This is a genomic window from Micromonospora sp. DT62, assembly GCF_049847285.1.
GTDB classification, from domain to species: Bacteria; Actinomycetota; Actinomycetes; order Mycobacteriales; family Micromonosporaceae; genus Micromonospora; species Micromonospora reichwaldensis.
Genome location: NZ_JBNCOB010000012.1, coordinates 42,252 through 67,002, shown reverse-complemented (window position 1 = coordinate 67,002; position 24,751 = coordinate 42,252). Strand labels below are relative to the sequence as shown.

Annotated in this window: 27 protein-coding genes; 20 read left to right on the top strand and 7 right to left on the bottom strand. The window is 71.5% G+C overall.

Features of this window, described 5'->3' with window-relative positions; all coding sequences use genetic code 11:
* Nucleotides 1-6 precede the first annotated feature (6 nt).
* Together ACPXCB_RS18235 and ACPXCB_RS18230 are read right to left on the bottom strand one after the other, a co-directional pair.
* The gene (locus tag ACPXCB_RS18235) at nucleotides 7-1,329 is read right to left on the bottom strand and encodes an ABC transporter substrate-binding protein (protein WP_425876853.1); all 1,323 of its coding nucleotides are present in this window, start codon (nucleotides 1,327-1,329) and stop codon (nucleotides 7-9) included.
* Between the two features lie 57 nt (nucleotides 1,330-1,386).
* Entirely contained in the window at nucleotides 1,387-2,901 is a 1,515-nt protein-coding gene (locus tag ACPXCB_RS18230; RefSeq protein ID WP_425876852.1) for an alpha-N-arabinofuranosidase, read from the bottom strand.
* A gap of 136 nt (nucleotides 2,902-3,037) precedes the next feature.
* Here ACPXCB_RS18230 and ACPXCB_RS18225 point away from each other — a divergent pair, with 136 nt between their 5' ends.
* On the top strand, nucleotides 3,038-4,045 hold the full coding sequence (locus tag ACPXCB_RS18225; RefSeq protein WP_425876934.1) for a LacI family DNA-binding transcriptional regulator: 1,008 nt from the start codon (nucleotides 3,038-3,040) through the stop codon (nucleotides 4,043-4,045).
* A gap of 24 nt (nucleotides 4,046-4,069) precedes the next feature.
* On the opposite strand, the gene ACPXCB_RS18220 is transcribed toward ACPXCB_RS18225, so the two are convergent.
* The 3 genes from ACPXCB_RS18220 to ACPXCB_RS18210 all read right to left on the bottom strand — a co-directional run bounded on the left by ACPXCB_RS18220 (nucleotide 4,070) and on the right by ACPXCB_RS18210 (nucleotide 6,863).
* Complete coding sequence (locus tag ACPXCB_RS18220) at nucleotides 4,070-4,795, bottom strand: BON domain-containing class I SAM-dependent methyltransferase (protein ID WP_132230822.1); 726 nt, start codon at nucleotides 4,793-4,795, stop codon at nucleotides 4,070-4,072.
* A gap of 74 nt (nucleotides 4,796-4,869) precedes the next feature.
* Nucleotides 4,870-5,187, bottom strand: a complete 318-nt coding sequence (locus tag ACPXCB_RS18215) for a hypothetical protein (protein ID WP_425876851.1) — start codon at nucleotides 5,185-5,187, stop codon at nucleotides 4,870-4,872.
* 38 nt (nucleotides 5,188-5,225) lie between these two features.
* Nucleotides 5,226-6,863, bottom strand: a complete 1,638-nt coding sequence (locus tag ACPXCB_RS18210; RefSeq protein WP_425876850.1) for an ABC-F family ATP-binding cassette domain-containing protein — start codon at nucleotides 6,861-6,863, stop codon at nucleotides 5,226-5,228.
* A 74-nt stretch (nucleotides 6,864-6,937) separates the two neighbouring features.
* On the opposite strand from ACPXCB_RS18210, the gene ACPXCB_RS18205 reads away from it, so the two are divergent.
* The 15 genes from ACPXCB_RS18205 to ACPXCB_RS18135 all read left to right on the top strand — a co-directional run bounded on the left by ACPXCB_RS18205 (nucleotide 6,938) and on the right by ACPXCB_RS18135 (nucleotide 17,028).
* Nucleotides 6,938-7,708: an ROK family protein gene (locus tag ACPXCB_RS18205; RefSeq protein WP_425876849.1), complete on the top strand. Its 771-nt coding sequence runs from the start codon at nucleotides 6,938-6,940 to the stop codon at nucleotides 7,706-7,708.
* A 97-nt stretch (nucleotides 7,709-7,805) separates the two neighbouring features.
* Nucleotides 7,806-8,174, top strand: a complete 369-nt coding sequence (locus ACPXCB_RS18200) for a tetratricopeptide repeat protein (RefSeq protein ID WP_425876848.1) — start codon at nucleotides 7,806-7,808, stop codon at nucleotides 8,172-8,174.
* Nucleotides 8,175-8,386: 212 nt separating this feature from the next.
* Entirely contained in the window at nucleotides 8,387-8,641 is a 255-nt protein-coding gene (locus ACPXCB_RS18195) for a Smr/MutS family protein (protein WP_007465523.1), read from the top strand.
* A gap of 773 nt (nucleotides 8,642-9,414) precedes the next feature.
* On the top strand, nucleotides 9,415-10,131 hold the full coding sequence (locus ACPXCB_RS18190) for a hypothetical protein (RefSeq protein ID WP_425876847.1): 717 nt from the start codon (nucleotides 9,415-9,417) through the stop codon (nucleotides 10,129-10,131).
* 829 nt (nucleotides 10,132-10,960) lie between these two features.
* Nucleotides 10,961-11,206, top strand: a complete 246-nt coding sequence (locus ACPXCB_RS18185) for a hypothetical protein (protein ID WP_425876846.1) — start codon at nucleotides 10,961-10,963, stop codon at nucleotides 11,204-11,206.
* Nucleotides 11,203-11,412 carry a hypothetical protein gene (locus tag ACPXCB_RS18180; RefSeq protein WP_425876845.1) on the top strand — a complete coding sequence of 70 codons (210 nt, stop codon included), beginning with the start codon at nucleotides 11,203-11,205 and terminating at the stop codon, nucleotides 11,410-11,412. Before ACPXCB_RS18185 ends, ACPXCB_RS18180 begins: the two co-directional genes overlap by 4 nt.
* A gap of 87 nt (nucleotides 11,413-11,499) precedes the next feature.
* Entirely contained in the window at nucleotides 11,500-11,934 is a 435-nt protein-coding gene (locus tag ACPXCB_RS18175) for a DUF6197 family protein (RefSeq protein ID WP_425876844.1), read from the top strand.
* A complete protein-coding gene (locus ACPXCB_RS18170) occupies nucleotides 11,931-12,230 on the top strand; it encodes a hypothetical protein (RefSeq protein ID WP_425876843.1) in 300 nt (99 codons plus the stop codon). The genes ACPXCB_RS18175 and ACPXCB_RS18170 overlap by 4 nt, the downstream gene beginning before the upstream one ends.
* Nucleotides 12,227-12,604, top strand: coding sequence for an RRQRL motif-containing zinc-binding protein (locus tag ACPXCB_RS18165; RefSeq protein ID WP_425876842.1), 378 nt, complete (start codon nucleotides 12,227-12,229; stop codon nucleotides 12,602-12,604). Before ACPXCB_RS18170 ends, ACPXCB_RS18165 begins: the two co-directional genes overlap by 4 nt.
* Entirely contained in the window at nucleotides 12,601-12,762 is a 162-nt protein-coding gene (locus ACPXCB_RS18160; protein WP_334607467.1) for a hypothetical protein, read from the top strand. The genes ACPXCB_RS18165 and ACPXCB_RS18160 overlap by 4 nt, the downstream gene beginning before the upstream one ends.
* Entirely contained in the window at nucleotides 12,759-13,535 is a 777-nt protein-coding gene (locus ACPXCB_RS18155; RefSeq protein ID WP_425876841.1) for a hypothetical protein, read from the top strand. Before ACPXCB_RS18160 ends, ACPXCB_RS18155 begins: the two co-directional genes overlap by 4 nt.
* Nucleotides 13,532-13,801 carry a hypothetical protein gene (locus ACPXCB_RS18150; RefSeq protein ID WP_425876840.1) on the top strand — a complete coding sequence of 90 codons (270 nt, stop codon included), beginning with the start codon at nucleotides 13,532-13,534 and terminating at the stop codon, nucleotides 13,799-13,801. Before ACPXCB_RS18155 ends, ACPXCB_RS18150 begins: the two co-directional genes overlap by 4 nt.
* Nucleotides 13,801-15,582 (top strand): replication initiator, encoded by a 1,782-nt coding sequence (locus tag ACPXCB_RS18145; RefSeq protein ID WP_425876839.1) that lies wholly within the window; start codon nucleotides 13,801-13,803, stop codon nucleotides 15,580-15,582. The genes ACPXCB_RS18150 and ACPXCB_RS18145 overlap by 1 nt, the downstream gene beginning before the upstream one ends.
* Nucleotides 15,583-15,614: 32 nt before the next feature.
* Nucleotides 15,615-15,803 (top strand): helix-turn-helix domain-containing protein, encoded by a 189-nt coding sequence (locus ACPXCB_RS18140; RefSeq protein ID WP_425876838.1) that lies wholly within the window; start codon nucleotides 15,615-15,617, stop codon nucleotides 15,801-15,803.
* Nucleotide 15,804: 1 nt separating this feature from the next.
* Complete coding sequence (locus tag ACPXCB_RS18135; RefSeq protein WP_425876837.1) at nucleotides 15,805-17,028, top strand: tyrosine-type recombinase/integrase; 1,224 nt, start codon at nucleotides 15,805-15,807, stop codon at nucleotides 17,026-17,028.
* 252 nt (nucleotides 17,029-17,280) lie between these two features.
* On the opposite strand, the gene ACPXCB_RS18130 is transcribed toward ACPXCB_RS18135, so the two are convergent.
* Both ACPXCB_RS18130 and ACPXCB_RS18125 read right to left on the bottom strand, forming a co-directional pair.
* Nucleotides 17,281-17,586, bottom strand: a complete 306-nt coding sequence (locus tag ACPXCB_RS18130) for a hypothetical protein (RefSeq protein WP_425876836.1) — start codon at nucleotides 17,584-17,586, stop codon at nucleotides 17,281-17,283.
* A gap of 143 nt (nucleotides 17,587-17,729) precedes the next feature.
* Nucleotides 17,730-20,105: a M28 family peptidase gene (locus tag ACPXCB_RS18125; protein WP_425876835.1), complete on the bottom strand. Its 2,376-nt coding sequence runs from the start codon at nucleotides 20,103-20,105 to the stop codon at nucleotides 17,730-17,732.
* A 307-nt stretch (nucleotides 20,106-20,412) separates the two neighbouring features.
* On the opposite strand from ACPXCB_RS18125, the gene ACPXCB_RS18120 reads away from it, so the two are divergent.
* From ACPXCB_RS18120 to ACPXCB_RS18105, 4 genes are read left to right on the top strand one after another with little or no spacing between them, the layout of a single operon-like run.
* Nucleotides 20,413-21,591 carry a PP2C family protein-serine/threonine phosphatase gene (locus ACPXCB_RS18120; protein ID WP_425876833.1) on the top strand — a complete coding sequence of 393 codons (1,179 nt, stop codon included), beginning with the start codon at nucleotides 20,413-20,415 and terminating at the stop codon, nucleotides 21,589-21,591.
* Entirely contained in the window at nucleotides 21,588-23,336 is a 1,749-nt protein-coding gene (locus ACPXCB_RS18115) for a sensor histidine kinase (RefSeq protein ID WP_425876831.1), read from the top strand. The genes ACPXCB_RS18120 and ACPXCB_RS18115 overlap by 4 nt, the downstream gene beginning before the upstream one ends.
* Nucleotides 23,333-23,785 carry a response regulator gene (locus ACPXCB_RS18110; protein ID WP_311413128.1) on the top strand — a complete coding sequence of 151 codons (453 nt, stop codon included), beginning with the start codon at nucleotides 23,333-23,335 and terminating at the stop codon, nucleotides 23,783-23,785. The genes ACPXCB_RS18115 and ACPXCB_RS18110 overlap by 4 nt, the downstream gene beginning before the upstream one ends.
* Nucleotides 23,778-24,590 carry an inositol monophosphatase family protein gene (locus tag ACPXCB_RS18105; RefSeq protein WP_425876828.1) on the top strand — a complete coding sequence of 271 codons (813 nt, stop codon included), beginning with the start codon at nucleotides 23,778-23,780 and terminating at the stop codon, nucleotides 24,588-24,590. Before ACPXCB_RS18110 ends, ACPXCB_RS18105 begins: the two co-directional genes overlap by 8 nt.
* Nucleotides 24,591-24,751 lie beyond the last annotated feature (161 nt).

Sequence of the window (24,751 nt, the reverse complement as noted above, 5' to 3'; positions counted from 1 at the left end):
GGGGACTCAGCTCCCGTACTTCTTGCGGTTGTCCTCCAGCTGCTTGTTCGCCTTGGTCACCCCGTCGTCCAGCGCCTGCTTCGGCGACTTCTTGCCCAGCGCCGCCTCGTTGAACGAGTTGTAGAAGGTCGTCATGACCTCGCCGAGGCCCGGGGCCGCCGGCGGGAAGGCCGCGTACTCCAGCTCGGGGGCGAGCGCGTTGACCTCGGCCAGCGCCTTGAAGTCGGCGCTGTCCCGCACGGCCTTGCGGGCCGGGACCTGGCCGCCCTTGGCCCAGTCGAGGGAGTGCTGGCTGAGCCAGTTGATGAAGACCTTCGCCGCGGAGACCTTGTTGGCGTCGTTGGCCCGCTGCTTGACGATCGTGAAGTTGTGCGAGTTGGCCCAGGCGGCCGGCTGCGTGCCGATCTGCGGCAGGGGCGCGACGCCCCACTGGATGTCCGGGCTCTTCTTCAGGTCGTTGATCTGCCAGATGCCGTTCCAGTTGAAGGCGTTCTTGCCGCTCTTGAAAGCCAGGTAGTCGGCGTCCTGGCCGACGTTGGCCGGGGAGTGGCCCTGCTTGATCAGGTCGGTCAGCCAGGTGCACGCCTCGACGGCCTGGTCGGAGTTGAAGGTGGCCTTGGTGGCCTCGGCGTCGAAGACGCTGCCGCCCCACTGGTGCAGCAGGGAGTAGTAGGTCATGCCGCCGGTGAACTGGAACGGGCTGACCCAGAAGCCCTGCACCCCGGACTTCTTCAGCTCGGTCAGCGCGGCGGTGTACTCGTCCTTCGTCGTCGGCGGCTTGTTCGGGTCCAGGCCGGCCTTCTGCATGACCCCCTTGTTGTAGTAGAAGCCGAGGGGGTGCATGTCCAGCGGGATGCCGTACCGCTTGGAGTTGTAGAGCCCGCCCTTCCAGACGGTGGGGGCGAAGTCGCCCTCCGACAGTTCCAGGGTCTTGGCGACGTCGTCCAGCTCGGTGATCACGCCGCGCGCGGCGAAGGTGGCGAGCTGGTCCATGTGCATGACCGCGATGTCCGGCCCGTTGCCGCTGGAGGCGGCGCCCGGCAGCTTGGCGTAGTAGTCCGCCCACTCGTACGTGGCGATGGAGACGGCGATGTTCTGGTGCTCGGTGTTGAACTGGGTGACCAGCGCCTTGAAGATGTCGCCGTCGCCGCCGGTGAAGCCGTTCCACAGCTTCAGGTCCACCTTCGGGCCGGTGTAGTCCTTGCCGCCGTTGCCGGCCGCCGGGCCCGAACTGTCGTCGTCGCCGCCGCATCCGGCCAGGGTCAACGAGGCCGCGGCGCCGAGGCCGAGGCCGAGCAGGCGCCGCCGGCTCATGTCGTTCTGCATCATGGGGTTTCGCTCCTTGGGGGACGGGATGAAGTGTGCCTGCTCAGGACCGGCGCGGTGTCAGCCGCCGGCGGGGGAGAAGCGCAGCACGTTCCAGGAGACGGCCGGAAGGCGCACGGAGCACCGGCCGCCGTCGGTGGTGGGGTCGGGCAGCTGCCGGGGCGTCACCCGGTCGGGCTCGGCCTCGGTGTTCGTCGCCGTCGGGTCGTCCCCGGCGGCGAGGCTCAGGTGGGATGAAGCGGATAGTCCTGCGAGGCCGCGCAGGTCGAGGTGCAGCTCGAGGTCCGTGTTGCCCCGGTTGACCGCGAACACGGTCAGCTCGCCGGTCTCCTCGTCGTGCACGGCGACCGTGTCGAGCACCGGGACCTCGCCGTACCGCTTCGTCTCGTAGGTCGGGCCGACCGGCTCGGTGCGCAGCACGGTGCCGCGGGCGTGCCGGGCGGTCAGCGCGAACGGGTGGAAGATGCTCTGCCGCCAGGCGGGGCCGCCGGTGCGGGTGCGGATCGGGGCGATCACGTTGGCCAGCTGGGCCTGGCAGGCCACCCCGACCCGGTCGGCGTGCCGGAGCAGGGTGATCAGCAGGTCGCCGACCACCACCGCGTCGACGGCGGTGAAGTCGTCCTCGATCAGCGCCGGTGCCTCCACCCAGCCGCGCCGGTCCAGGTCGGCCTGGAGACGGGACTGGTACCACACGTTCCACTCGTCGAAGGAGATCTTCAGCTTCCGCCGGTGCCGCTGCTTGGCGGCCACGTGGTCGGCCGTGGCGACGACCTCGCGGATGAAGTTGTCCATGTCGACGGCGGAGGCCAGGATGCTGGCCCGGTCGCCGTCGGACGGGTCGTAGTAGGTGTGCGCGGAGATGTAGTCGACGTGCTCGTAGGTGTGCTCCAGCACGGTCGCCTCCCAGGAGGCGAAGGTGGACATCGTCCGGTTGGAGCTGCCGCAGGCCACCAGGCTGATCGACGGGTCGATCATCTTCATGGCGCGGGCGGTCTCGGCGGCGAGCCGGCCGTACTCGTCGGCGGTCTTGTGGCCGACCTGCCACGGGCCGTCCAGCTCGTTGCCCAGGCACCAGAGCCGCACCCCGTACGGCTCCTCGGCGCCGTGCTTGCGCCGCAGGTCGGACAGCTGGGTCCCGCCCGGATGGTTCGTGTACTCCAGCAGGTCGCAGGCCTCCTGCACGCCCCGGGTGCCGAGGTTGACGGCCATCATCGGCTCGACGCCCGCCTCGGCGGCCCAGGTCATGAACTCGTCGAGCCCGAAGGCGTTGGTCTCGACGGTCTTCCAGGCCAGGTCGAGCCGGCGGGGGCGGTCACCGACCGGGCCGACGCCGTCCTCCCAGCGGTAGCCGGAGACGAAGTTGCCGCCGGGGTAGCGGACCACGGAGACGCCCAGCTCCCGGGTCAGCTCCAGCACGTCGCCGCGCAGGCCGCGCGGGTCCGCGGTGGGGTGCCCGGGCTCGTAGACCCCGCCGTAGACGCAGCGACCCATGTGCTCGACGAACGAGCCGAAGAGCCGCCGGTCGGCCGGTCCGACGGCGAAGGCCGGGTCGATGGTGAGCTGCGCGGTCCGCAAGGGGGTGCCACCTTTCCTCGTTGCCGGTCCCGGGTGACCGTGGTCACCTGGTGCTCCTGGTTTGTACAACGTTGTAAGCAACGTTGTAAAGAGGCCCCTACGCGGTAAAGTGCGCCCCATGGGGGAGGGCGACGTGGTGCGGCACAGGCTGAAGGACGTGGCGGAGCGCGCCGGCGTGTCGGTGAAGACCGTGTCCAACGTGGTCAACGGCTATGTGCACGTCCGGCCCGACACCCGGGCCCGGGTCGAGGAGGCCATCGCCGAGCTGAACTACCGGCCCAACCTCTCCGCGCGCAACCTCCGCAAGGGGCGCACCGGGATCATCGCGTTCGCGGTCCCCGAACTGGACATCCCCTACTTCGCCGAGCTGGCCCGGCACGTCGTCACGGCCGCGGCCGAGCTGGGCTGGACGGTGCTGATCGACCAGACCGGCGGCGGTCAGGAGCAGGAGCGGGTGGCCGCGTCGGGCATCACCGAGCACCTGATCGACGGGCTGATCTTCAGCCCGCTGGCGCTCACCGCCGAGGACCTCACCGGGCTGGCCGGCACCCCGATGGTGCTGCTGGGAGAGCGGGTCGACCACGGTCCCGCCGACCACGTCGGGATCGACAACGTGGGCGCCGCCCGGGAGATCACCGCCCACCTGGCCGGTCTCGGCCGTCGTCGGATCGCCGCCATCGGCTCGCAGCGCACCCCCGAGGGGGCCAGCGCCCGGCTCCGGCTCGCCGGCTACACCGCCGCGCTCGCCGACGCCGGCCTCCCGTACGACGAGCGGCTGGTGGCGCCCGCGACGGCCTGGCACCGCGCGGACGGCGCCGCCGCGATGCGCGGCCTGCTGACCTCCGGCGTACGCCCCGACGCGGTCTTCTGCTTCAACGACACGCTCGCCCTGGGCGTCCTGCGCGCCCTGCACGAGGCGGGCCTGCGCGTCCCCGAGGACGTGGCGGTGGCCGGTTTCGACGACATCGAGGACGGCCGCTTCTCCGTGCCCACCCTGAGCACCATCGCGCCGGACAAGGAGCGCATCGCCCGGCTGGCGGTGGAACTGCTCGCCGGCCGGCTCGACGGCGACCGCACCGCCCCGCCCCGGGAACTCTCGGCCCCCTGGCGCCTGGCCCCCCGCGAGAGCACCCTCGGCCGCTGAGCCCCCGCTGGCCAGGGGCGGCGGTCAGTCGAAGAAGCGGGCCAGGTGGGCGGGGGTGGGGCCGTCCGCGTCCGGGGGCAGCGGGGTGAGGTCGGCGAAGATCGAGGCGCCGTCGCAGCCGACGTGCAGGGGATACCAGCGCGGGGTGCCCGGCGGGCGCTGGAGGCAGACGCCCTTGACCGTCTGCACGTCGAGCAGCCGGACGTGGGTCGGGTCGGCGACGGCGTTCACGTGCCGCCACCACGGGCTCATCACGTGCAGCACGCCGCCCGGCCGGAGCGCCCGGTGGCACTCGTCGACCAGCGGCAGGAAGTCGATCAGGTGCTCCAGGATGTGCACCGCGAAGAAGACGTCCACCGAGTCGTCGGCCAGCGGCAGCGAGCCGGAGAGGTCCGCCACCGCGTCCACCCCCGGGGCCGGGAAGATGTCCAGCCCCAGGTTCCCCGGCCACTGCTTGGTGGCGCCGCAGCCCAGGTCCACCACCACCGGGTCGCGCCCGCCGACGCGTACCCGGCACCAGACGCCGAGCACCCCGGCGAGCCGGCCGACCCGGTCCCGGACCAGGCGCAGCTCGTCCTGCCCGGCGACCTCGCCGCTGAGGTGGGCCACCCCCCGGTCGAAGCGCACCTCGACCGCGAGGTCGCGCAGCCGGTCGTCGTGCCGGGCCTGGTCGACCCATGCCTCGGCGAGGAATCCGTCGACCGCCCGCAGCCGCTCGGCCGAGGGCGGATTCTGTGCAAGCGCGACCATCCGGGCCACCTCCCGCCGGCCGATACCCGGATCCCCGCCCGTTATGCCCCGGACGCCCCGAGCAGGGCGGGTGGTCAGCCGCCGATCGTCCGCCGGGGCCGTCCGCCGCCGCGCATCCGCTGCCGGGGCGGCGGGGCGGCCGCCTTGGGCCGCTTGAGGTGGTAGCGGTGCAGCTCGCTGTTGCCGGGCATGGACGGGTCCTCGCTCATCGCGACCAGCTCCCAGCCCTGGTCACCAGCCCGGTTCAGGTGGGCCAGCGCGGTGTCGCCGTAGGGCGTCACGTCGACCATGGAGCCGTCCGGGCCGTACCAGACGAAGACGATCTCCCAGCCGATGTCGTTCGTGGCCGCCTGGCGGCGGCGGACCAGCAGCGCGTACTCCCACTTGAGCATGGGGTCATTCTCACCCGCCGCGAGCGGGTCGGCACGGATCAATCCTCGGCGATCCGCCCGGCGGCCACCCGCAGCCGCCGGTTCGTGGTCACGGCGTCGAGCATCCGCCGGTCGTGGGTGACCAGCAGCAGCGTGCCCGGGTAGCTGGCCAGCGCGGACTCCAGCTGCTCGATGGCGGGCAGGTCCAGGTGGTTCGTCGGCTCGTCCAGCACCAGCAGGTTCACCCCGCGCCCCTGGAGCAGCGCCAGCGCCGCCCGGGTCCGCTCGCCCGGCGACAGGGTCGCCGCCGGCCGCAGCACGTGCCCCGCGCGCAGGCCGAACTTGGCCAGCAGCGTGCGCGCGTCCGCCGGCGACAGCTGCGGTACGGCGGCGCCGAACGCGTCGATCAGCGGCACGTCGCCGAGGAACAGGCCCCGGGCCTGGTCCACCTCGCCGACCACCACGCCCGGGCCGAGCGCGGCGTGCCCGGAGTCGAGGGGGAGCCGGCCCAGCAGGGCGGCGAGCAGGGTGGACTTGCCGGCGCCGTTGGCCCCGGTCACCGCCACCTTGTCGGCCCAGTCGATCTGGAGGGTCACCGGGCCGAGGGTGAAGTCGCCCCGGCGTACGACGGCGTCGCGCAGCGAGGCCACGACGGCGCCGGCGCGGGGCGCGGCGGCGATCTCCATCCGCAGCTCCCACTCCTTGCGCGGCTCCTCGACCACCTCCAGCCGCTCGATCAGCCGCTCGGTCTGCTTGGCCTTGGCCGCCTGCTTCTCGGTCGACTCGGCGCGGAACTTGCGGCCGATCTTGTCGTTGTCGGTGGCCTTGCGGCGGGCGTTCTTCACGCCCTTCTCCATCCAGGCCCGCTGGGTGCGGGCGCGCGCCTCCAGGCCGGCCCGGGTGTCGGCGTACTCCTCGTAGCCCTCCCGCGCGTGCCGGCGGGCGACCTCGCGCTCCTCCAGGTAGCCCGCGTAGCCACCGCCGTAGTGCCGGACCTGCTGCTGGTGCAGGTCCAGTTCCAGCACGCGGGTGACCGTGCGGGCGAGGAACTCCCGGTCGTGGCTGACCAGCACCGTGCCGGCGCGCAGCCCGGTGACGAACTCCTCCAGCCGCTCCAGGCCGGCCAGGTCCAGGTCGTTGGTCGGCTCGTCGAGCAGGAACACGTCGTAGCGGCTGAGCAGCAGCGAGGCAAGCCCGGCCCGGGCCGCCTGACCGCCGGAGAGGCCGGTCATCGGGTGCTCCAGGTCGACCGTGAGGCCCAGCTCGGCGGCCACCTGCTCGGCCCGTTCCTCCAGGTCCGCCCCGCCGAGGGCGAGCCAGCGCTCCAGGGACTCGGCGTAGGCGTCGTCGGCGCCGGGCGCGCCGTCGGTGAGCGCCGTCGTCGCCGCGTCCAGGGCGGCCTGCGCGGCGGCGACGCCGGTGCGCCGGGCCAGGAAGTCCCGCACGGTCTCGCCGGGCCGCCGCTCCGGCTCCTGCGGCAGGTGCCCGACGCTCGCCGTGGGCGGGCTGAGCGTCACGCTGCCGGCCTCCACCGGCAGCAGTCCGGCGAGGGTACGCAGCAGCGTCGACTTGCCGGCCCCGTTCGGCCCGACCAGCCCCACCACGTCCCCCGGTGCGACCACCAGGTCCAGCCCGGCGAACAGTGCCCGGTCCCCGTGCCCCGCGGCCAGCCCCTTGACGATCATCGTCGCGCTCATCAGTGTCCGACCCTATCCGCCCCGATCGCCCACCCTTGCTTCGCGCCCCGGCAGCCGCGCGGCACACTGCTCGGGTGGTGACCACACTGGCGATCGACTGTGGCGGCGGCGGGATCAAGGCATCGGTGCTGGACGAGGCGGGCACGATGCGCGCCCAGCCGCTGCGGGTGCCCACCCCGTACCCCCTGCCGCCGGCGCTCTTCGTGAAGACGCTGCTGGACCTCGCCGGCCGGCTGCCCACGGCGGACCGGCTCACCGTCGGCCTGCCGGGCATGATCCGGCACGGGGTGGTGGTCGCCACCCCGCACTACGTGACCCGCTCCGGCCCCCGGTCGAAGGTCGACCCGGGCCTGGTCGCCCAGTGGTCCGGGTACGACGCCCGGACCGCGCTCGCCGAGGCGTTCGGGGTGCCGGCGCTGGTGCTCAACGACGCCGAGGTGCACGGCGCCGGCGTGGTCGCCGGGACCGGCTGCGAGCTGGTGCTGACCCTCGGCACCGGGCTGGGCAGCGCGCTCTTCGACGGCGGGGTGCTCGCCCCGCACCTGGAGCTGTCCCACGCCCCGGTGCGCTGGAACACCACCTACGACACGTACGTGGGGGAGCCGGAGCGGCGCCGCCTCGGGGACGCGTTCTGGTCCCGCCGCATCCGCCAGGTCGTGGACGGGCTGCGCCCGGTGTTCCGCTGGGACCGGCTCTACCTGGGCGGCGGCAACTCCCGGCTGATCCGCCCCGAGCAGCTCGCCCGGATGGGCGACGACGTGGTGGTGGTGCCCAACACCGCGGGCATCGTCGGCGGCGTACGCGCCTGGGAGCTGGCCGCCGGCCGGCACGGCGCCCCCACCTGACCCCGGCCCGCGCGGCTCCCGGCCCCGGGAACAGTCGCGGTACGGCTGATGTTGTGCCAGCGTCGGGACAGTGGCGCGACACGAGGGGGTGGGTCGGATGGACCTTCTGGCCGAGTACCGGCGGGCGACCATGTTCTTCGAGGCCGGTGACCCGACCGGGGCGGCCCGGCTGCTCGAGCCGATCGTCGAGGCCGAGCCCGGCAACGCCTCGGTACGCCAGCTGCTCGCCCGCGCGTACTTCCAGTCGGCCCAGCTCAACCGGGCCGAGGCGCAGCTGCGGGAGCTGATCGACCGGGACCCCGCCGACCACTACGCCCACCACGTGCTGGGCCGCACGCTGGAGCGGCTCAACCGGCACGCCGACGCGCTGCGGCACCTGCGCATCGCGGCGGCCATGCACAGCGGCAACGACGACTACCGCGTCGCCCTGGACCGGGTGCAGGCCCGGGTCGAGGGCAACCGCTGACGGCGGACGAGGGCGGGGCAGCTCCAGCGAGGTGCCCCGCCCTCGCGCTCGTCATGGGGACACGCAACGCCGAGCGCCGGGGTGATCAGGACGCCATGGACGTCAAAGTCGTCGGATGACGTCCATGGCGTCCTGATCACCGGTCGGTGCGCCGGCGGCGTCGGGCGGCCTACCATCGGCGTCATGGGACGTGAGCTGGCGGCGGGTGTGCGGTGAAGCTGAAGCTGGACCTGCACGAGATCTTCAACAAGGGCCAGGACATCGACCGGGCCCTGCGCGGGATCATGGACGAGGCGGTGGCGAAGAAGGCCACCCTCGTCGAGATCATCCCCGGCAAGGGCTCCGGCCAGCTCAAGAAGCGGGTGCTGCGCTTCCTCGACCAGAAGGACGTCAAGCAGCTCTACCACCGGGTCGAGAAGGACTCGAAGAACTTCGGCCGCCTCTTCGTCCACTTCCGCTGGAAGTAAGAGCCCCAGCCTCCCAACCTCCCGCGCGATACCCGGCACGACGTCTGACCTGCTGAAACGCCTTCCGTCGGTTTCCGTCGTCTTCCGCCGTTACTCGCGCTCGGTTGTGCCGGATCTGTGCCCGGCCCGAACCGCCGGTTGCCGGTGAAGCGGTCGCTGCCAGTCCGGAAACATGGGCCGCAGGTCTCAGCCGGTCGGGCGAGGTCAGTGACGGTGTCCTCGGTTGCTACACCTGCTGCCGTCCGGCGACCAAGCTGAGACCGGCTCCGACCCCTGCCCGGGGGATGCGGCCTGAACCTATCGGCGGCGGCCAGCTGGCAGCGGCCCCCATCAACGAGCAGGTGTCGGACGTCGTTGGTTCGCGTTCAAGGTCGACCCGTTCCGGCGCTCGCGCTGCCTTCTTGCTGCTGCGCTGCTTGACGCCCACTCGTATGCCTGTCCCTTTGAGGGTCTGTCCTGCCTGCATCTGTCGACCCCCTGCGCTCTCTACCACTCAGGAGGAGCGGGCAATGCGGCTGGCGTAGCACCAAACAACAAGTGATCTTCCGTTGCGATTTTGTTACCATAACCCTCGGTGACTAGAAAAGCTCACTTTGCCTACGAATCGGGACACTGATTCGAGTATTAGAACAACGTTCCGTAGTCATCTCGGCTACGGAACGTGCGCGCGGCCACCCTCAGAGTGTCTGTCTTGATACATTTCTCAGCGCACGAAGACGGCCCACGGGATTGGGCCCGTGGGCCGTCGGATCCTCAATCGCCGTGGAGGCAACATGAGAACTGCACCTACTATACTCCGAAAGCTCGGTCAAGTCACGGTAGCCACCCTCATGGTAGGTACCGTCGTCGCAGGAGTAGGCGCCTCAGCCTCAGCCGCAGCCGCAGGCCAGGCAGGAAGCAAGCCAAGTGTTGCGGAGATTCGGAGCGCATTGGACCGGATTTCAAATGGCACTTGGACCGAGAGTGACATCGATCTGCTCAAGCAGGATCCCGAGGTTGGCCGCGCCGTTCCGGATCCCCGGGATCCCGGCACCTTGACGACGATGCCAGCGCGGTCAGTCGAGCCCTCTGCAAAGGCAAAAGAAGAGGCAAGCAAATCGGGGATCGGGACGCTGGCGATTCAGTGTTGGAATCAGTGGAGCTATGTCGAGAAGAAGGATGTATTCGGAAGCCGCATCTATCGCTTCAATGTAGAAACCGATTGGTGCTACGACGTTACGACCAACAAGCTGACCAACATCGACCGGGCGGTCGGATACATCAACAACGAAACGTGGGGAATTTACTTCCGCGGCTGGCAGGTTGACAGCTATGGCGTGCGGAGCACCAAGTGGAGTGGCTGGCACGACAAGAGGGCAAACATTGAATACTGCGTTGGGGGGAACGTCGGTTGCTACACGACCACCTACCCCTACATCTACGTCGAGCTAGGCACGACCGCTGGCTCATACCCGTGGAGCTGGAAGGTCGAGAGCAGCTCTGCGGGGTGAAATACTAGAATCGTGCGCTCGGCCTGCAAGGAGTCAAGATGCAATCAGCTTTCCGCTTCCTACTGATCACCAGTTCACAAGTTGCTGCGGTGGTCATTGCATTCGCCTTCCTCATGACGTTCATATTCGAGCCGGGCGAGTGGAAGCGGTGGGACTGGATTATCGACTTGATGCCTCTACTTGCGACGATTCTCTTCATCAATTTGTTGGTTCAGGGCTTTCGGCTTCGGCGTCGCGCAAGAAGGCGTTAAGTCCCTCCAGTTGCTAGCTGGCGCGCGCCCATCGTTGGTCTTTGATGGGCGCGCGCTGCCACAACTGCAGCCGTTACCTTAACGGTTCCAACCACCCCAGTCTTGCCGTCCCGTCTGCCGTCGACCCGCCCTCCTGGGGAGCGGGCCGCCGCCCGGCCCGCCACGTCAAGCGGACCTTGACGACTCGTGCGGACGCTGGCGGGTCGGGCGGCGGTCTGCTCGGCTCGCCCGGGTCGACGGTGGGCGGGATGGCTCCCACCGCAACCACCCACGGACCGCAACCCGCCGACGGAGCCCCGGCCATCCTGGAGCCGGAGCGCCCCCGCCGGAGGCGCAGTAACCGCAACCTCGTAACCGCCGCCAGCTCGCCGACGCGGCCGGCGTGCCCTCCGCTACGCCGCGCGGGCTCTTGGCCGCGCGGCTCGGCCGGCTGCCGGCCCATCGCACCCCGGTCAACGCTGCTGTCGTCATGCGGCGGCCCCTCCGGGCTCCCGCTCTCCGCGCCAGCCGCCGGGCGTGTTGCGTGGCCGGAGTCGGAGCGCCAGCGGAGCGACGGACGCGCGCCCAGGCGGCGGCGCGTGCGGCCCGTTGCGGGCCGCCTTGGTCACGGCTGGGCCGAGCAGGGCTACTCCGCCACCGACATCCAGCCCACCAACCAGGGCGCGGCGTACCTCATCGCCGAAGGCGGCGTCCCCCGCCGCATCAAGGTCGCCTACCTCTCCGACGCCCAGATCGCCGGCATCGCCGACTACGCCGCCTGGATCCGCCGACCCGGCCGACTTACCACCTCGACCAGCACGCCTGATCTGGCGGTGGCGGCATGACCACCCGCGAACGCGCCAACGCCAGAGCGAACAACCAACGCGCCAACCAGTACACCGAAATGTGGATCGTCGGCAGTCCCGAGGACCTGGCCGTGATGATCCAGGCCGCCTCCCGAACCGGGCGGCTCGTCTTCGTCTCCGCACCCCACCAGATGGGCGGAGACGACACCCGCCACCGCCGCTACCTGCGGCTGCGCTCTTCCTAATCGGCCGACAGGACCGGATCTGCCTCGCAAGCTTCCCGGTCCTGCCGACCACCCGCCAACAGCCCTTACCGAAAGGACGTGGCTGCCATGAAGGCTACCCACCAACCGCCCACCGTCCAGGTCAGCTCGGCTGACCTGCTGCGGATGGCTGCCCTCTACCTACGCCGGCACGGCTGGACCCAGGGCATCTACTACGCCACCACCGACGCTCTCACCTCGCCGGCCTGCGCCGTCGGGGCCATCGGCATGGCCTGCGCCGGCAAACCGCTCATGCACCCGGTCCTCCTCTCGTCCGCCGACGAGAACATCTACCGGCAGAGCATCGCCGCGCTCGTCGACTACCTCGACGCCTTCGCACCCGTCTTCCACATCGACGAAGACGGCCACCTGCTCGACGAGCACACCTCCCCGTACTCGTGGAACGACGACCCGACCCGCACCGCCGAGCAGGTCATCACCGCCCTAGAGAAGGCCGCTGACGAGTGGGACCGCCTCCACACCCAAGGAGGCGAGAACCTGTGAGCACTGTCAAGAAGACCTTGACGCCTCTTCCTCGACAGCAGCGGCGTCGAGAGGTCGTCGAGAACGACGAGTTCGCCGCCTTCGCACGGCGCATCATCCGCGCCCACGGCCGCCGCGTCGCTACCGGTGACGTCGAAGCCCTCCGCGACCTGGTTGCCCTGTCCGCCGACCTCGATCAGGCCATCACTGACGCCGTCATCGGGCTGCGGGCCTTCGGCTACTCCTGGGCCGAAATCGGCTCCCGGCTCGGCATCTCCCGCCAGGCCGCCCAGCAGCGCTGGGGAGACCGCCCATGACCACCCTCACCGAGCCGACCGGGCTCGCCTCCCGCTTCTACGACCCGACCGGCAGCCGCTACGGGTTCCCCACCTACCCCTTCCAGTCCGCCCCCGCCGGGCTGGCTACTCGCCGGCAACTACGCGCCGCCGGCCTACGTCCGGGCGGTCATGACCCCGTCGCGCAGATCCTCTGGCGTCGCGGTAAGCGCCTCGCCTACCTCTACCGCCTCGACCTCGCCCAACCCAAGCGCGTCGCCACCCCCGCCCAGCGGGAGGCCATCGCCAAAGCGCTACGTGCCCGGCGGACCTGCCGAACCTGCGGGCTCCTGCAGCCCTACTACATCCCCCGCCGCTACGGCTGCTGCCTCGACTGCCACGGAGGCCACCGATGAACACGCCCAACCCCTGCCCCTGCGGCGACTACTACTGCGCCGACAACACCCCGCTCACCACCATCGACCGCCGCGACTGCTGCCAATACTGCGGCTTTTACAACTGCGACGTCTGCGGCTGGACCGCCCCCGCACCGACCGGGGGTGACCCGCGATGAAACCCACCGCCGGCACCCGCATCGAGGGCGTTGTCCTGGTCCTCATCCTCCTCACCGTCGCCGGCTTCGCCGGAGCCGCGTCCTTCACCCACGTCAAAGACTGGACCCTCGCCAACTCCCCTGCTGGCACCGGGCAGTGGTTCGGCTGGGCCAACGCCGTCATCTCCGAACTCGTCCCCATCGCCTGCCTACTCACCATCCGCCGACGCCGCCGCCTCGGCGCACCCATCGGCTACCCGCTGTTCCTGCTCATCGCCGCTGCCGGACTCTCCCTCGCCGCACAACTCGCGGTCGCCAAGCCAGGCATCTCCGGATGGCTCCTGTCCGCCGTTCCCGCTCTGGCGTTCATGGCCCTGGTCAAACTCGTCCTCGCCCCGACCCCCACCAGGTCGGAAGACACCACGCCGACCGCCGAGCAGGTCGAGCAGGTCGAGCCGATCCGCGTTCAGGTGGCCGAGCAGGTCACCACCGAACCGGCACCGCCGGCCATCACCCCCGCACCCGAACCGACCCCAACCCAGGCCGCCCAGCCGGCCCCGGCTGCTGAGCCGACCGTTACGCCGGTTGTTCAGCCGGAACCGGAACCCGTCACCGTCCCGGCCCCTGAGCCGGTCGACGTCCCTGCCCACCTGCTGCCCATGGCCCGCTTCGCGGCCGTGCAGCACGAACAGTCCACCGGGGCACCCATCACGCCGGACGAGCTGGCCGACCGGCTCGACGTCGCCCCGGCCGTCGCCGGGCAACTCCTCGCCATGGCCCGGGGTGCCCGATGACCATTCACCTCGTCGACATCGAACACATCGAGCACACCTGCCCCGCCAACCCTGACGGGCACCCGTACGACATCCGCCGGACCCTCGTCGACGTCATCCCCGGCGGACCCTGCCGCGCACCGGTCACCATCCGCTGCGGCAACACCACCACGCAGATTCCCTGTCATCGGCACGAGCCGGCCACGCGCCAGTGCGGCGCCTGCCGGGTCATCGTCACCGAACGCACCATCACCACCCGCACCCTCACCCCTGAGGTTGCGGCCTGATGGCGTCGACGCTGGACCTCACACCCCGGACCATCACGGCCCGGGGTGTGGGCTCGAACGCCGACGTCCCGCCCGTCTACGCCTATACCGCCGCCGGCTCCGCCTTCGCCCGCGCCACACAGCCGGACTACTTCGGCTGGATCGAGCACGTCCGGGCCGCCGCCGGCTGCACCCGCCCTATCCGCCTCGCCGGCCAACTCCTCACCGTCGACTCGTCCACCGGCCGGGTGCTCGATCAGCGGCACACCGACGCCATGCCCGATGCCGCCATTTACACCGCCTGCGGCAACCGGCGCGCGACCGTCTGCCCGTCCTGCGCCCGCACCTACCAACGCGACGCCTACCAACTCCTGCGCGCCGGCCTCGTCGGCGGCAAGGGCGTCCCGGAAACGGTCGCCCAGCATCCGGCGGTGTTCGCCACCTTCACCGCCCCGTCCTTCGGCACCGTGCACGTCCGCGCCGTCAAACGGCACACCTGCGGCAACCGGAACCGCTGCGACTGCCGCCCCGAACCCTGCCACGCCCGCCGCGACGCCGGCCACTGCCCCCACGGCCGCCCCGCCGTGTGCTGGGCCCGCCACGAACCCGACGACACCGTCCTCGGCCAGCCGCTGTGCCTGGACTGCTACGACCACGGCCACCAGGTCGTCTGGAACCTCTACTCCGGCGAGCTCTGGCACCGCACCAAGCAAGCCGCGGAACGGTGGCTCGCCAAGCTCGCCCGCCGCCGTGGCATCCCTCGGGTCGAGGTCGTCACCGCCTCCGGCAACACCCGGAAGGTCCCGCCGGTCCGGCTGTCCCACGGCAAAGCCGCCGAGTTCCAAGCACGTGCAGCGGTGCACTTCCACGCCCTGGTCCGCCTCGACGGCGTCCACCCCACCGACCCCACCGCTGTCATCCCACCCCCGGCCGGGTTCACCGTCGCCGACCTCGACGATGCAATCCAGCACGCCGCCGCACAGGTCGCCTTCGCCACCCCCGGCCACCCCGACCGGCCCGACGGCTGGCCGATCGCCTGGGGCGAACAGCTCGACATCCGCCCCATCAGCCTGGACGGTCGCGGTGAGGTCACCGACAGCATGGTCGCCGGCTACCTTGCCAAGTACGCCACCAAAAGCACCGAGGTAACCGGGCACCGCTCCGTCAGGCTCACCGCCGACACCATCGGCGACTACGCCGACCCCGACGGCGACCACACCGCCCGCCTCATCGACGCCTGCTGGCGCATCGGCCGACCCACCGGCACCCCCACGCCGCTGCTCGACCGGCCCCGTGACCCTCGCCCCCGGCCTGGCTTCGTCGCCCGCTGGGAATGCCCCGACTGCGGCACCCACACCCGCTACGCCGCCTGCCCTACCTGCGTCGCCCTCCGTCAAGCCAGCCTTGACACCGAATCGACGAAACCAACGACGGCCAACCCGTACGCCCGGCTACGCCGCTGGGCGCACATGCTCGGCTTCGGCGGCCATTTCCTCACCAAAGCCCGCCGCTACTCCGTCACCTTCCAACTCCTGCGCGACACCCGCGTGGCCTTCCGCCGGCACGAGGACCAGGACCACGAGCACCCCGGCCGGCAGCTCGTCGACGAGCATCACGACGACGACACCACCCTCATCGTCGGCACCCTCACCTTCGCCGGCGTCGGCTGGCACACCACCGGTGACGCTCTGCTCGCCAATACCGCCGCCGCCATGGCCAGAGAGCGACAAACCACCGGCCGCGAAGAACTCGCCCACGAAACCGGATCGGCCCTCGCCGGCAGTCTGCCGGTAGCCGCGTAACGAGACCCAGAATCAGTAAGGAGTACAGGACCATGGCTAGGCGCACCATCGAACCGCTCTGGACCGTCGAGGAGGTATCGGCCTACCTCGGCGTACCCGTCGCCACCCTGTATCAGTGGCGGCACCGTCGCGTCGGCCCGCTGGCATCTCGCGTCGGTCGGCATCTGCGCTACGACCCGGCCGACGTACGGGCCTGGCTCATCGAAAGGCAGGCGGCTTGAAATGCCCGTCGATGATCTCTGGTATTTGGGCAAGCGCGGTCCGGACGGCAAACGGCTTCCTTCCAAACGGCACGGCCGGGGGAAGCGCTGGCGGGCCCGATACGTCGACGACACTGGCCAGCCCAAACAGAAGCTGTTCGAGCGCAGGGCCGACGCGGAACAGTTCGACGTAAACACCCGCGCCGACGTATCCCGGGGCCAGTACGTCGCTCCGGCCGCCGGCAAGGTCACCGTGATGGCCTACGGGGAACAGTGGCGCAAGCACCAGTTGCACCGGGACGCGACTGCGGCGCGCATCGAGATGACCCTACGCGTACACGTCGAGCCGATCCTTGGTCGGATGCAGCTCGCGCAGGTCCGCCCCTCGCACATCCAGGCATGGGTGAAGGACCGGGCAAAGGTGCTCGCGCCGTCCTCGCTGCGAGTCGTGTACCACGTCCTGGTCGGCATGTTCGACGCGGCGACCCGCGACCGGATGATCGGCCGTAGCCCGTGCATCGGCATTCGGCTACCCGAGATCGAGCGAGTTGAGCGGTTCATTCCCACACCGGACCAGGTGCATTCCCTCGCCGATGCGTTCAGCGTGAAGCCGGATCCGGGCAAGCCAAGCCGGGAGCGGTACCGGGCGCTTGTATACATGGCAGCGGGCTCCGGCCTGCGTCAGGGCGAAGCGTGGGGCCTAGAGCTGGAGCACGTCGATTTTCTACGCCGAGAGATTCGTATCGTTCAGCAGCTCGTCACCCCGGCGGGTAAGTCGCCACGGCTCGCACCACCGAAGACTACGACCAGTCGGCGAACCGTGGAGATGGGCCAGGTCGTCGCCGAGGCGCTCGCCCGCCACATCGAACTCTTCCCGCCGGTCGACGTGGAGATTCTCGACGAGACGAACCCGCGCAAGCCGGTAACTCGGCAGGCGAAGTTGCTGTTTACCAGCGGCCGGGGCAACCCGATGCAGCGCACCGGTTGGGCCTACCCGTGGAAAAAAGCCGTGGAAGCGGTCGACGGGGTGCCGGAGGGGTTCGGCTATCACGGGCTGCGCCACTACTTCGCCACGCTGCTGATCCATGGCGGGGCGAGCGTGAAGACGGTTCAGATGGCGCTGGGGCATGCAACGCCGATCATCACTCTGAACACGTACGCGGGGGAGTGGCCGGAGGCGATCGACCGGACGCGGAACCTGGTCGACGCGGCTCTGTCCGGTACTCGGCGGGCGGTGGCCAGGTGATGCGCCGAGTTGTGCCCGATCTGTTCCCGCGATCCTGCGGTGGCGTTGCGTCGCAGGTCAACGCGATGGTCTGGCCCGGTTCGTGCACTTCCGCTGGAAGTAGTAGCGACATGGCCACTGACCTGCATCGCGAGAGCCGTTCGGGGGGGGCCACTGAGCGATAATCATGCCGTCCTGCGCTCATGCTCCCTCCGGCGTGGACGTGCAACCGGAGTTTGTACGCGATGCGGTCCCCCGGGTCGTGCGAGGCACTCACCCACCCGTTAACGCGTCTTCCGACAGGCGGGCCCAGATCGTCTGACTCAGCTCGCCGTTCTGGGCAGGAAAGGCGATCTCGACCTCCTTGCGGCCGTCCTCGATCAGGGGATGCGTGACGATGGCCCGGCCGGGTCCTGCCTCTCGGACGCTGAGGGTGACCTTTCCCGTGGCGTCGGTCCGCCCGGCGGTGATCCGCTCATCACTCGACTCCAGTAGGACCACCTCCGCGTCCGGTACGCCGAGATCGAAGCACTTCTGGCCGGTCTTGTCACAGACGGACAGGCGAATGTCGAGCGTCACCCTGCCTGGCTCGTCGTCGCCCGCGCACCCTCCAAGAGTCGGTCCCAACACGGCGAGCAGTAGTGCGGCAGTGGAGATCCGGTGTCGCCTTCTCATGCCAACCCAATCTACGAAGTGCCTCGACGGGGCTCAGTGCGCGCCGGCTACAGCGGGTAGGTGCGGGCCACCGCCACCATCTCCGAGCTGTGCGAGCCCTTGATCCCCACGTCCGGCGGGCGCGGGCGGAAGCCGGGCAGGGCGTCCAGGCCGTCGCTGGCGTCCATCGCGCGCAGCGCCACCTGCCCCGCCTTCGGCGTGACGGTCAGCGTCACCTCGATGCCTTCCGGCGGCGGGGCGTGGAAGACCAGGCCGAAGCCCCAGCGCCCCTCCCGCGCCTCCACCGGCACCGCGCGGCCGGCCACCTCCGCCCGCAGCACCGTCGCGGTCGCCGCGTCCACGTGCAGGGTGGTCAGGCGGACCTGGCGTTGCGGGACGAGCCGCAGGCGCAGGGTGCGCTCGGTGCCGGCGGTGGTGTCGGCGAGCACCTCCAGCTTGGGGGCGGGCAGGTTCGCCGCCTGCGCCGGGCCGGCGCGCAGTTCGGCGTCGCCCAGGCCGGGGAAGTCGGCCACCTCGATCACCCCGTCGACGTAGCCGTCGGTCCAGGGCTGCGGATCCTCCTCGTGGCTGAGCCAGCGGGCCTGCCCGGTGCCGGCGTCGAGGGCGTACATCAGGTGGGTGGGCGCGGGGTGCGCGGCGTCGAAGCGGTCGACGGCGAGCCCGACCCCGGCGAGGACCACGGCCGCCAGCGTGGTGGCGGCGGCCGGCAGCGCGCCGAGTCGGCGCGCGCGCACGGCGAGCAGTCCGCGCTGCCCGCCGGCCTGCGGGTGCAGCAGGTCGACCACCGGCAGCGCGGCCAGGCCGAGCAGCACCGCCACCAGCGCCGCGACCCCGCCCATCGCCATGCCGAGCGCCGGGAAGAGCAGGACGACGGTGGGCAGCAGGATCACCACGGCCACCGCGGCGGCCAGGGTCGTCGCGACCACCGGCCACGGGCCGTCGATCCGCACGCTCAGCGCGACCAGCCCGGCCAGCGCGCCGGCCAGGGCCGGGAGGGTGACCAGGTACGCGCCGCCGGGCACCAGCACGGCGAGCAGCACCCCGAGCACGGCCAGCCAGCCCAGTCCGCCGATGGCGAGCGCGGCCGGGCCGACCCGGCGGCGGGTGAGCGCGTACCAGGTGAACAGGACGGCGGCGGCGAGCGCCACCACGGCCAGCCGGTAGAAGGTCGGCCGGTACGGGTCGAGCAGCTCGGCGTAGCCGGGCCGCAGCGCGGTGATCGCCGCCCAGAGCAGCTGCGCGGCGAGCGGGGCGAGCACGAGCGGCAGCAGCGCCAGCCCGAAGCCGGCGGCGAGCCGGCCCCCGGTGGTGCGGCCCCGCCGCAGGGCGAGCCAGCCGAGGGCCGCCACGGCGGCGAGCGCGAGCAGCGCCAGGGGCAGGACCAGCCAGCCGGGGTAGCGGACCAGCCCGCCCGGGACGGGGAAGTAGGTGGCGTCGTGCCCGGCGTCCAGCGCGGTCAGGTCGACGCGGCCGAACTCGCGGGCCAGGCCGAGGGCGTTGTCGCCGTGGTGCTGGAGGCTGGCCCGGTCCATGGCGGCCGGCGTGTCCAGCGGGGTGTGGTAGATCGCCCCGCCGTCGATGTACGCCGAATTGAGCCCGACGAAGTCCTTGTCGAGGAACGCGGTGAAGTCCGTGTCGTTGGGCAGCGCGCGGTAGATCTCCACGGCGAACGAGGTGCCCACGGGGTGCGGGGCGGCCCGACCGAAGGCGTCCACCAGGGCGGCGTTGTCCCGCGACGTCTCGAACATGATCACGGGACCGGTGGAGCCGCGCGCCTCCAGGTTGAGCACCACGCCGCCGTCGGCGGCCAGCGGATGGCTGGACGCGAACGCCGCCGCCCCGCACAGGCACGCCTCCTCGGCGTCGGTGAGCACGAAGACGATGTCGTTGCGCGGCCGGGGGCCGGCGGCCAGTGCGCGGGCCACCTCCAGGATGGCCGAGGTGCCGGCGGCGTCGTCGTTGCCGCCCGGCCCGGACTGCACCGAGTCGTAGTGCGCGACGAGGAAGACCTTCCCGGTCGGGTCGGTGCCGGGCAGCCGGGCCACCACGTTGCGGACCCGGGCCAGGGTGGCCCCGCCGGCCGCCCCGCTGAGCTGGCCGGCCTCGGGCGCGACGGTGTCCTGCACCTCGGTCTCCAGGCCGAGGCCGCGCAGCACCCCCTCGACGTGGGCGCGGACCTGGTCGTTGGCGGGGCTGCCCGCCACGTGCGTCCGCGCGGCGACGACCTCGACGTGCTCGTACGCCCGGGCGGCGCTGAACTCGCCCGGCGGCGCGTCGGCCGGGCGCGGCGCGGGGGTGCGCAGGTCGAGCAGGGTGCCGGCGCCGACGGCGACGAGCGCGGCGAGCGCCGCCGCGGCGGCGGCCAGCCGGCGACGGGGCCGGGCCAGCGCACGGTCGGCGGGGCGGGTGGGGGGTGCGCCCACGGGGTCTCCTCGGGACGGGTCTCAGGTGGGCACCATCCTGCACCCCGGGGACCGCCGGCGGGACTCCCGGTGTGGGCCGGGGGAGCGCAGACGCCCGCTTTGCCCCTCGCCGCGCAGTGATCCGACCCATGCCCGCGCATGCGGAGCCCGTCGTGTTGTGTGCGAACGTTGTCTAATACAGGATCAGCAGGGCACTCGGAAGGAGCCCGACATCACCAGCGAACTCCCGCGTCTCGCGGCGGTGACCCGGCCGCACCGGGGGACCGGCCTGGCCGGTTCCTCCGCCGGGCCGTACCCGCACGGCGGCATGGGACGTCATCCCAACCTGCCTCCCGGCGAGCGGCTGCGGGTGTTGCTGGTGGAGGACGACGAGGGCGACGCCTTCCTGGTCGGTGAGCTGCTCGCCGAGACCAACTCGATGATCGACCTGCTGGTGGCGACCAGCCTCAGCGAGGCGCGCAAGCGCGTGATGGGCGTCGACTGCATCCTGCTCGACCTGGGTCTGCCCGACGCGCAGGGCCTCGACGGGCTGCGTCAGGTGCTGGAGATGGCCAGCGGCGCCGCCGTCTGCGTGCTGACCGGCCGCTCCGACGAGCACCTCGGCATCGTCGCGGTCGCCGAGGGCGCCCAGGACTACCTGGTCAAGGGCCAGGTCGACGGGGTGCTGCTGACCCGGGCGCTGCGCTACGCGGTGGAGCGCAAGCGGGCCGACGAGAACGCCCGGCGGCTGCGCGAGGTCGAGCTGCGCCAGGCCGAGTCCGCCCGCCTCGAACGGGGCCTGCTGCCCCAGCCGCTGATGACCACCGACGTGGTCGCGGTGCACACCTTCTACCGGCCCGGCCGGCACGCCGCCCTGATCGGCGGAGACTTCTACGACGTGGTGCAGACCCGGCCCGACCGGCTCGACCTGATCGTCGGCGACGTCTGCGGGCACGGCGTGGACGAGGCGGCCCTCGGCGTCGAGCTCCGGGTCGCCTGGCGGGCGCTGATCCTCGCCGGCGTGCCCGACGACGAGGTGCTCCCGGCGCTGGAACAGGTGCTGATGAGCGAGCGCCGGCTCCAGGAGATCTTCGCGACCGTCGCGACCGTGCGGCTGGACCTCGACGCCAACCGGGCCACCGTCCGGCTGGCCGGGCACCCGCCGCCGCTGCTGCTCGCCGGGGGCAAGGTGGTGCCGGTTCCGGCACCAGGCGGCCTGCTGCTCGGCGTACGACCCCGCCGGCCCGTGGCCTACGACCTGGAGTTCGACACCGATGACTGGTCCCTGTTGATGTACACCGACGGCCTCATCGAGGGTCGGATCGGCGAGGGCGACGAGCGCCTCGACGTGCCGGGCCTCAGCGGACTGCTCGCCGATCCGGCGACCCTCGCCGTGCCGCTGTCGGAACTGCCGGCCTGGCTGGTCGGGCGCGCCGAGCAGCTCAACGGCGGTCCGTTCGCCGACGACGTCGCCATGCTCCTGGTCAGCCGGGGCGGTGGCCGGTGACGCGCGTCGGCGACTGGACCCTGCGCCGGCGGGTCGTCACGCTGCTCACCGTCGTCGCGATCCTGCTGATCGGGCTGGCCGGCGGCGAGGTGGCGCTGGCGGCGAAGAACCGGACGCACATCGACGCGATCCTGTACAAGACCGGCCCGCTGCGGGTGCAGGCGCAGGAGCTGCTGAACGCGTTGCTGGACCAGGAGACGGCGGTCCGCGGCTACGCGGTCAGCGGCAACGCGGCCGACCTGACGCCGTACGAGGCGGGCCGTAAGCGCGAGCAGGACCTGGTCGCCTCGATGCAGCGGCTGGTCGACGACTATCCGGAGCTTCGGCAGGAGATCCGGCTGGTCGAGCAACGGGCCGAGGCGTGGCGCCAGGCGGTGGCGGTGCCGGTGGTCACCACGACGCAGCAGAACGGCACGGCCGCGGGGCAGGCGCTCATCACCGACGAGGCGCGGGAACAGTTCGACGACGTACGCGGCGCCGTCGACCACCTTCAGCAGGAGATCTTCGAGGCCCGGCAGCGCAGTGCCGAGGACGTCCTGCGGACGAGCAACCTGCTGGTCGTCCTGCTGATCGCGGCCGTCGCGGTGGTGATCATCGCCGGCAGCATGCTGCTGGTCTCCCTGGACAAGATGGTGATCCGCCCGCTGACCGGCCTCGCCGACCAGGTCCGCGAGGTGGCCGAGGGCGACTACCAGCACGGCATCGCCGGCGCCGGCCCGCCCGAGTTCCTCCGGCTCGCCGAGGACGTGGACGCCATGCGGCGCAAGATCGCCAAGGACCTGGCCGAGGTACGGGAGGCCCGGGAGCGGATCGAGTGGGTCAACAGCCAGCTCCAGAAGCAGGCCGAGGAACTCACCCGCTCCAACCGTGACCTGGAGCAGTTCGCGTACGTCGCCTCGCACGACCTCCAGGAGCCGCTGCGCAAGGTGGCCAGCTTCTGCCAGCTCCTCCAGCGCCGCTACGCGGGGCAGTTGGACGAGCGGGCCGACCAGTACATCGCGTTCGCGGTCGACGGCGCGCAGCGGATGCAGCGCCTGATCAACGACCTGCTCGCCTTCTCCCGGATCGGCCGGCTCACCACCGGCTTCACCGAGGTCGACATGGACAAGGTCATGGGCGACGTGGCCGGCCAGACCGAGGCGGCCCGGCAGTACGCCGACGCGGAGCTGACCTGGGGCGAGCTGCCCGTCATCCGGGGCGAGGAGCCGCTGCTGACGAACCTGCTGGCCAACCTGGTCAGCAACTCGGTCAAGTTCCGCCGCCCCGACGTGCCCCCGAAGGTGCACGTCTCGGCCCGTCTCGTGGGCGACGAGTGGGAGATCAGCTGCCAGGACAACGGCATCGGGATCGAGCCGGAGTTCGCTGACAAGATCTTCGTCATCTTCCAGCGGCTGCACGCCAAGGACGCGTACCCGGGCACCGGGATCGGGCTGGCGATCGTCAAGAAGATCGTGGAGTACCACGGCGGTCGGGTCTGGGTGGACACGGACACCGAGGAGGGCACGGCGATCCGCTTCACCCTCCCGGCGCTCCCCGAGGACGTCGAGGCGGCCGCCGCGTCGGCAGCCGAGCCGGCGACCGGGGACGGCGTGGCCGGGGACGGCGACGAGACGCCCGGGGACGGCGCGGGCGGCGGCACCCCGGCGCAGGCCGACCGGCGCGGCGACGAGACGGAGACCACGGACGGGCCCGGCCGGGCACCGGAAGGCGGTAGAACGGATGACATGAGGGAGACGGTGGGATGACCGCGCCGGCGGACGGCAAGAGCCCGATCGAGGTCCTGCTGGTCGAGGACGATCCGGGTGACGTGTTGATGACCCAGGAGGCGTTCGAGGAGCACAAGCTCCGCAACCGGCTCACTGTCGTCTCCGACGGCGCCGAGGCGCTCGCCTACCTGCGGCGGGAGGGCCAGTACGCCGACGTGGTGCAGCCGGACCTGATCCTGCTCGACCTGAACCTGCCCCGCCGCGACGGCCGGGAGGTGCTGGAGGAGATCAAGAAGGACGAGCAGCTCTGCCGGATCCCGGTGGTGGTGCTGACGACCTCCCAGGCCGACGAGGACATCCTGCGCAGCTACCAGCTGCACGCCAACGCGTACGTGACGAAGCCGGTGGACTTCGAGCGCTTCATCTCGGTGGTCCGGCAGATCGACGAGTTCTTCGTCAGCGTGGTGAAGCTGCCGCCACGTGGCTGACACCCTGCTCGACGACGTCGGTGGTCTGCTGCGTGAGACCGCCGATCAGGTCGTGCTTCCGCTGTTCCGCAAGCTCGACGACGCCGACGTGAGCGAGAAGGCGCCGGGCGACCTCGTCACCGTCGCCGACCGCCGCGCCGAGGAGGCGATCTCGGCGGCCCTGCGCCAGCTGCGTCCCGGCTCGGTCGTGGTGGGCGAGGAAGCGGTCGCCGACGACCCGGCCCTGCTGGAGCACCTGCGCGGATCCGGCGACGTGTGGCTCGTCGACCCGGTCGACGGCACCTCGAACTTCGCCGCCGGCCGGCAGCCGTTCGCGCTGATGGTGGCGCTGCTGACCGACGAGGAGCCCGTCGCCGCGTGGGTGCTCGACCCGCTCGCGGGGACGCTGGCCGTCGCGCGGGCCGGCGAGGGCACCTGGCTCGACGGCCGGCCGGTGCGGACCGGCGACCGGGCGCCCGCGCTCGACGCGGTGCGCGGCGCCGCGATGTCGCACGCCCTGCCGGCCGCGCCGCGCGCGCTGGTCGAGGCGGGCGGCGCGCGGCTGGGCGAGATGCTGCCCGGCCAGCACTGTGCCGGCCGGGAATACCTGGACGTGCTGACCGGGGACCAGGACTTCGTGCTCTTCTGGCGCACCCTGCCGTGGGACCACGCCCCGGGCGCCCTGCTGGTCCGGGCGGCGGGCGGGGTCGCCCGGCGCTTCGACGGCACCGACTACCGCCCGGGGGACGACGGCCACGGCCTCCTGGTCGCCGCGAGCGAGCAGATCTGGGTGGGGGTACGCGAGGCGCTGCTCGACGGCGCGTGACGCCGCTGCGACCCTGCGTGTGCGTTCGGTGGTCCGGGCGTTCGCGGGCCTGGCCCGGCGTGCTCCGTCCGGTATCCTGACCGCCGGTCTCCGCCAGCAGGCCGCCGACCGGCGCCCGGCGGGGGCCGCCGCCGCGCCGTGTTGTCATCCGGGGCCGGCGG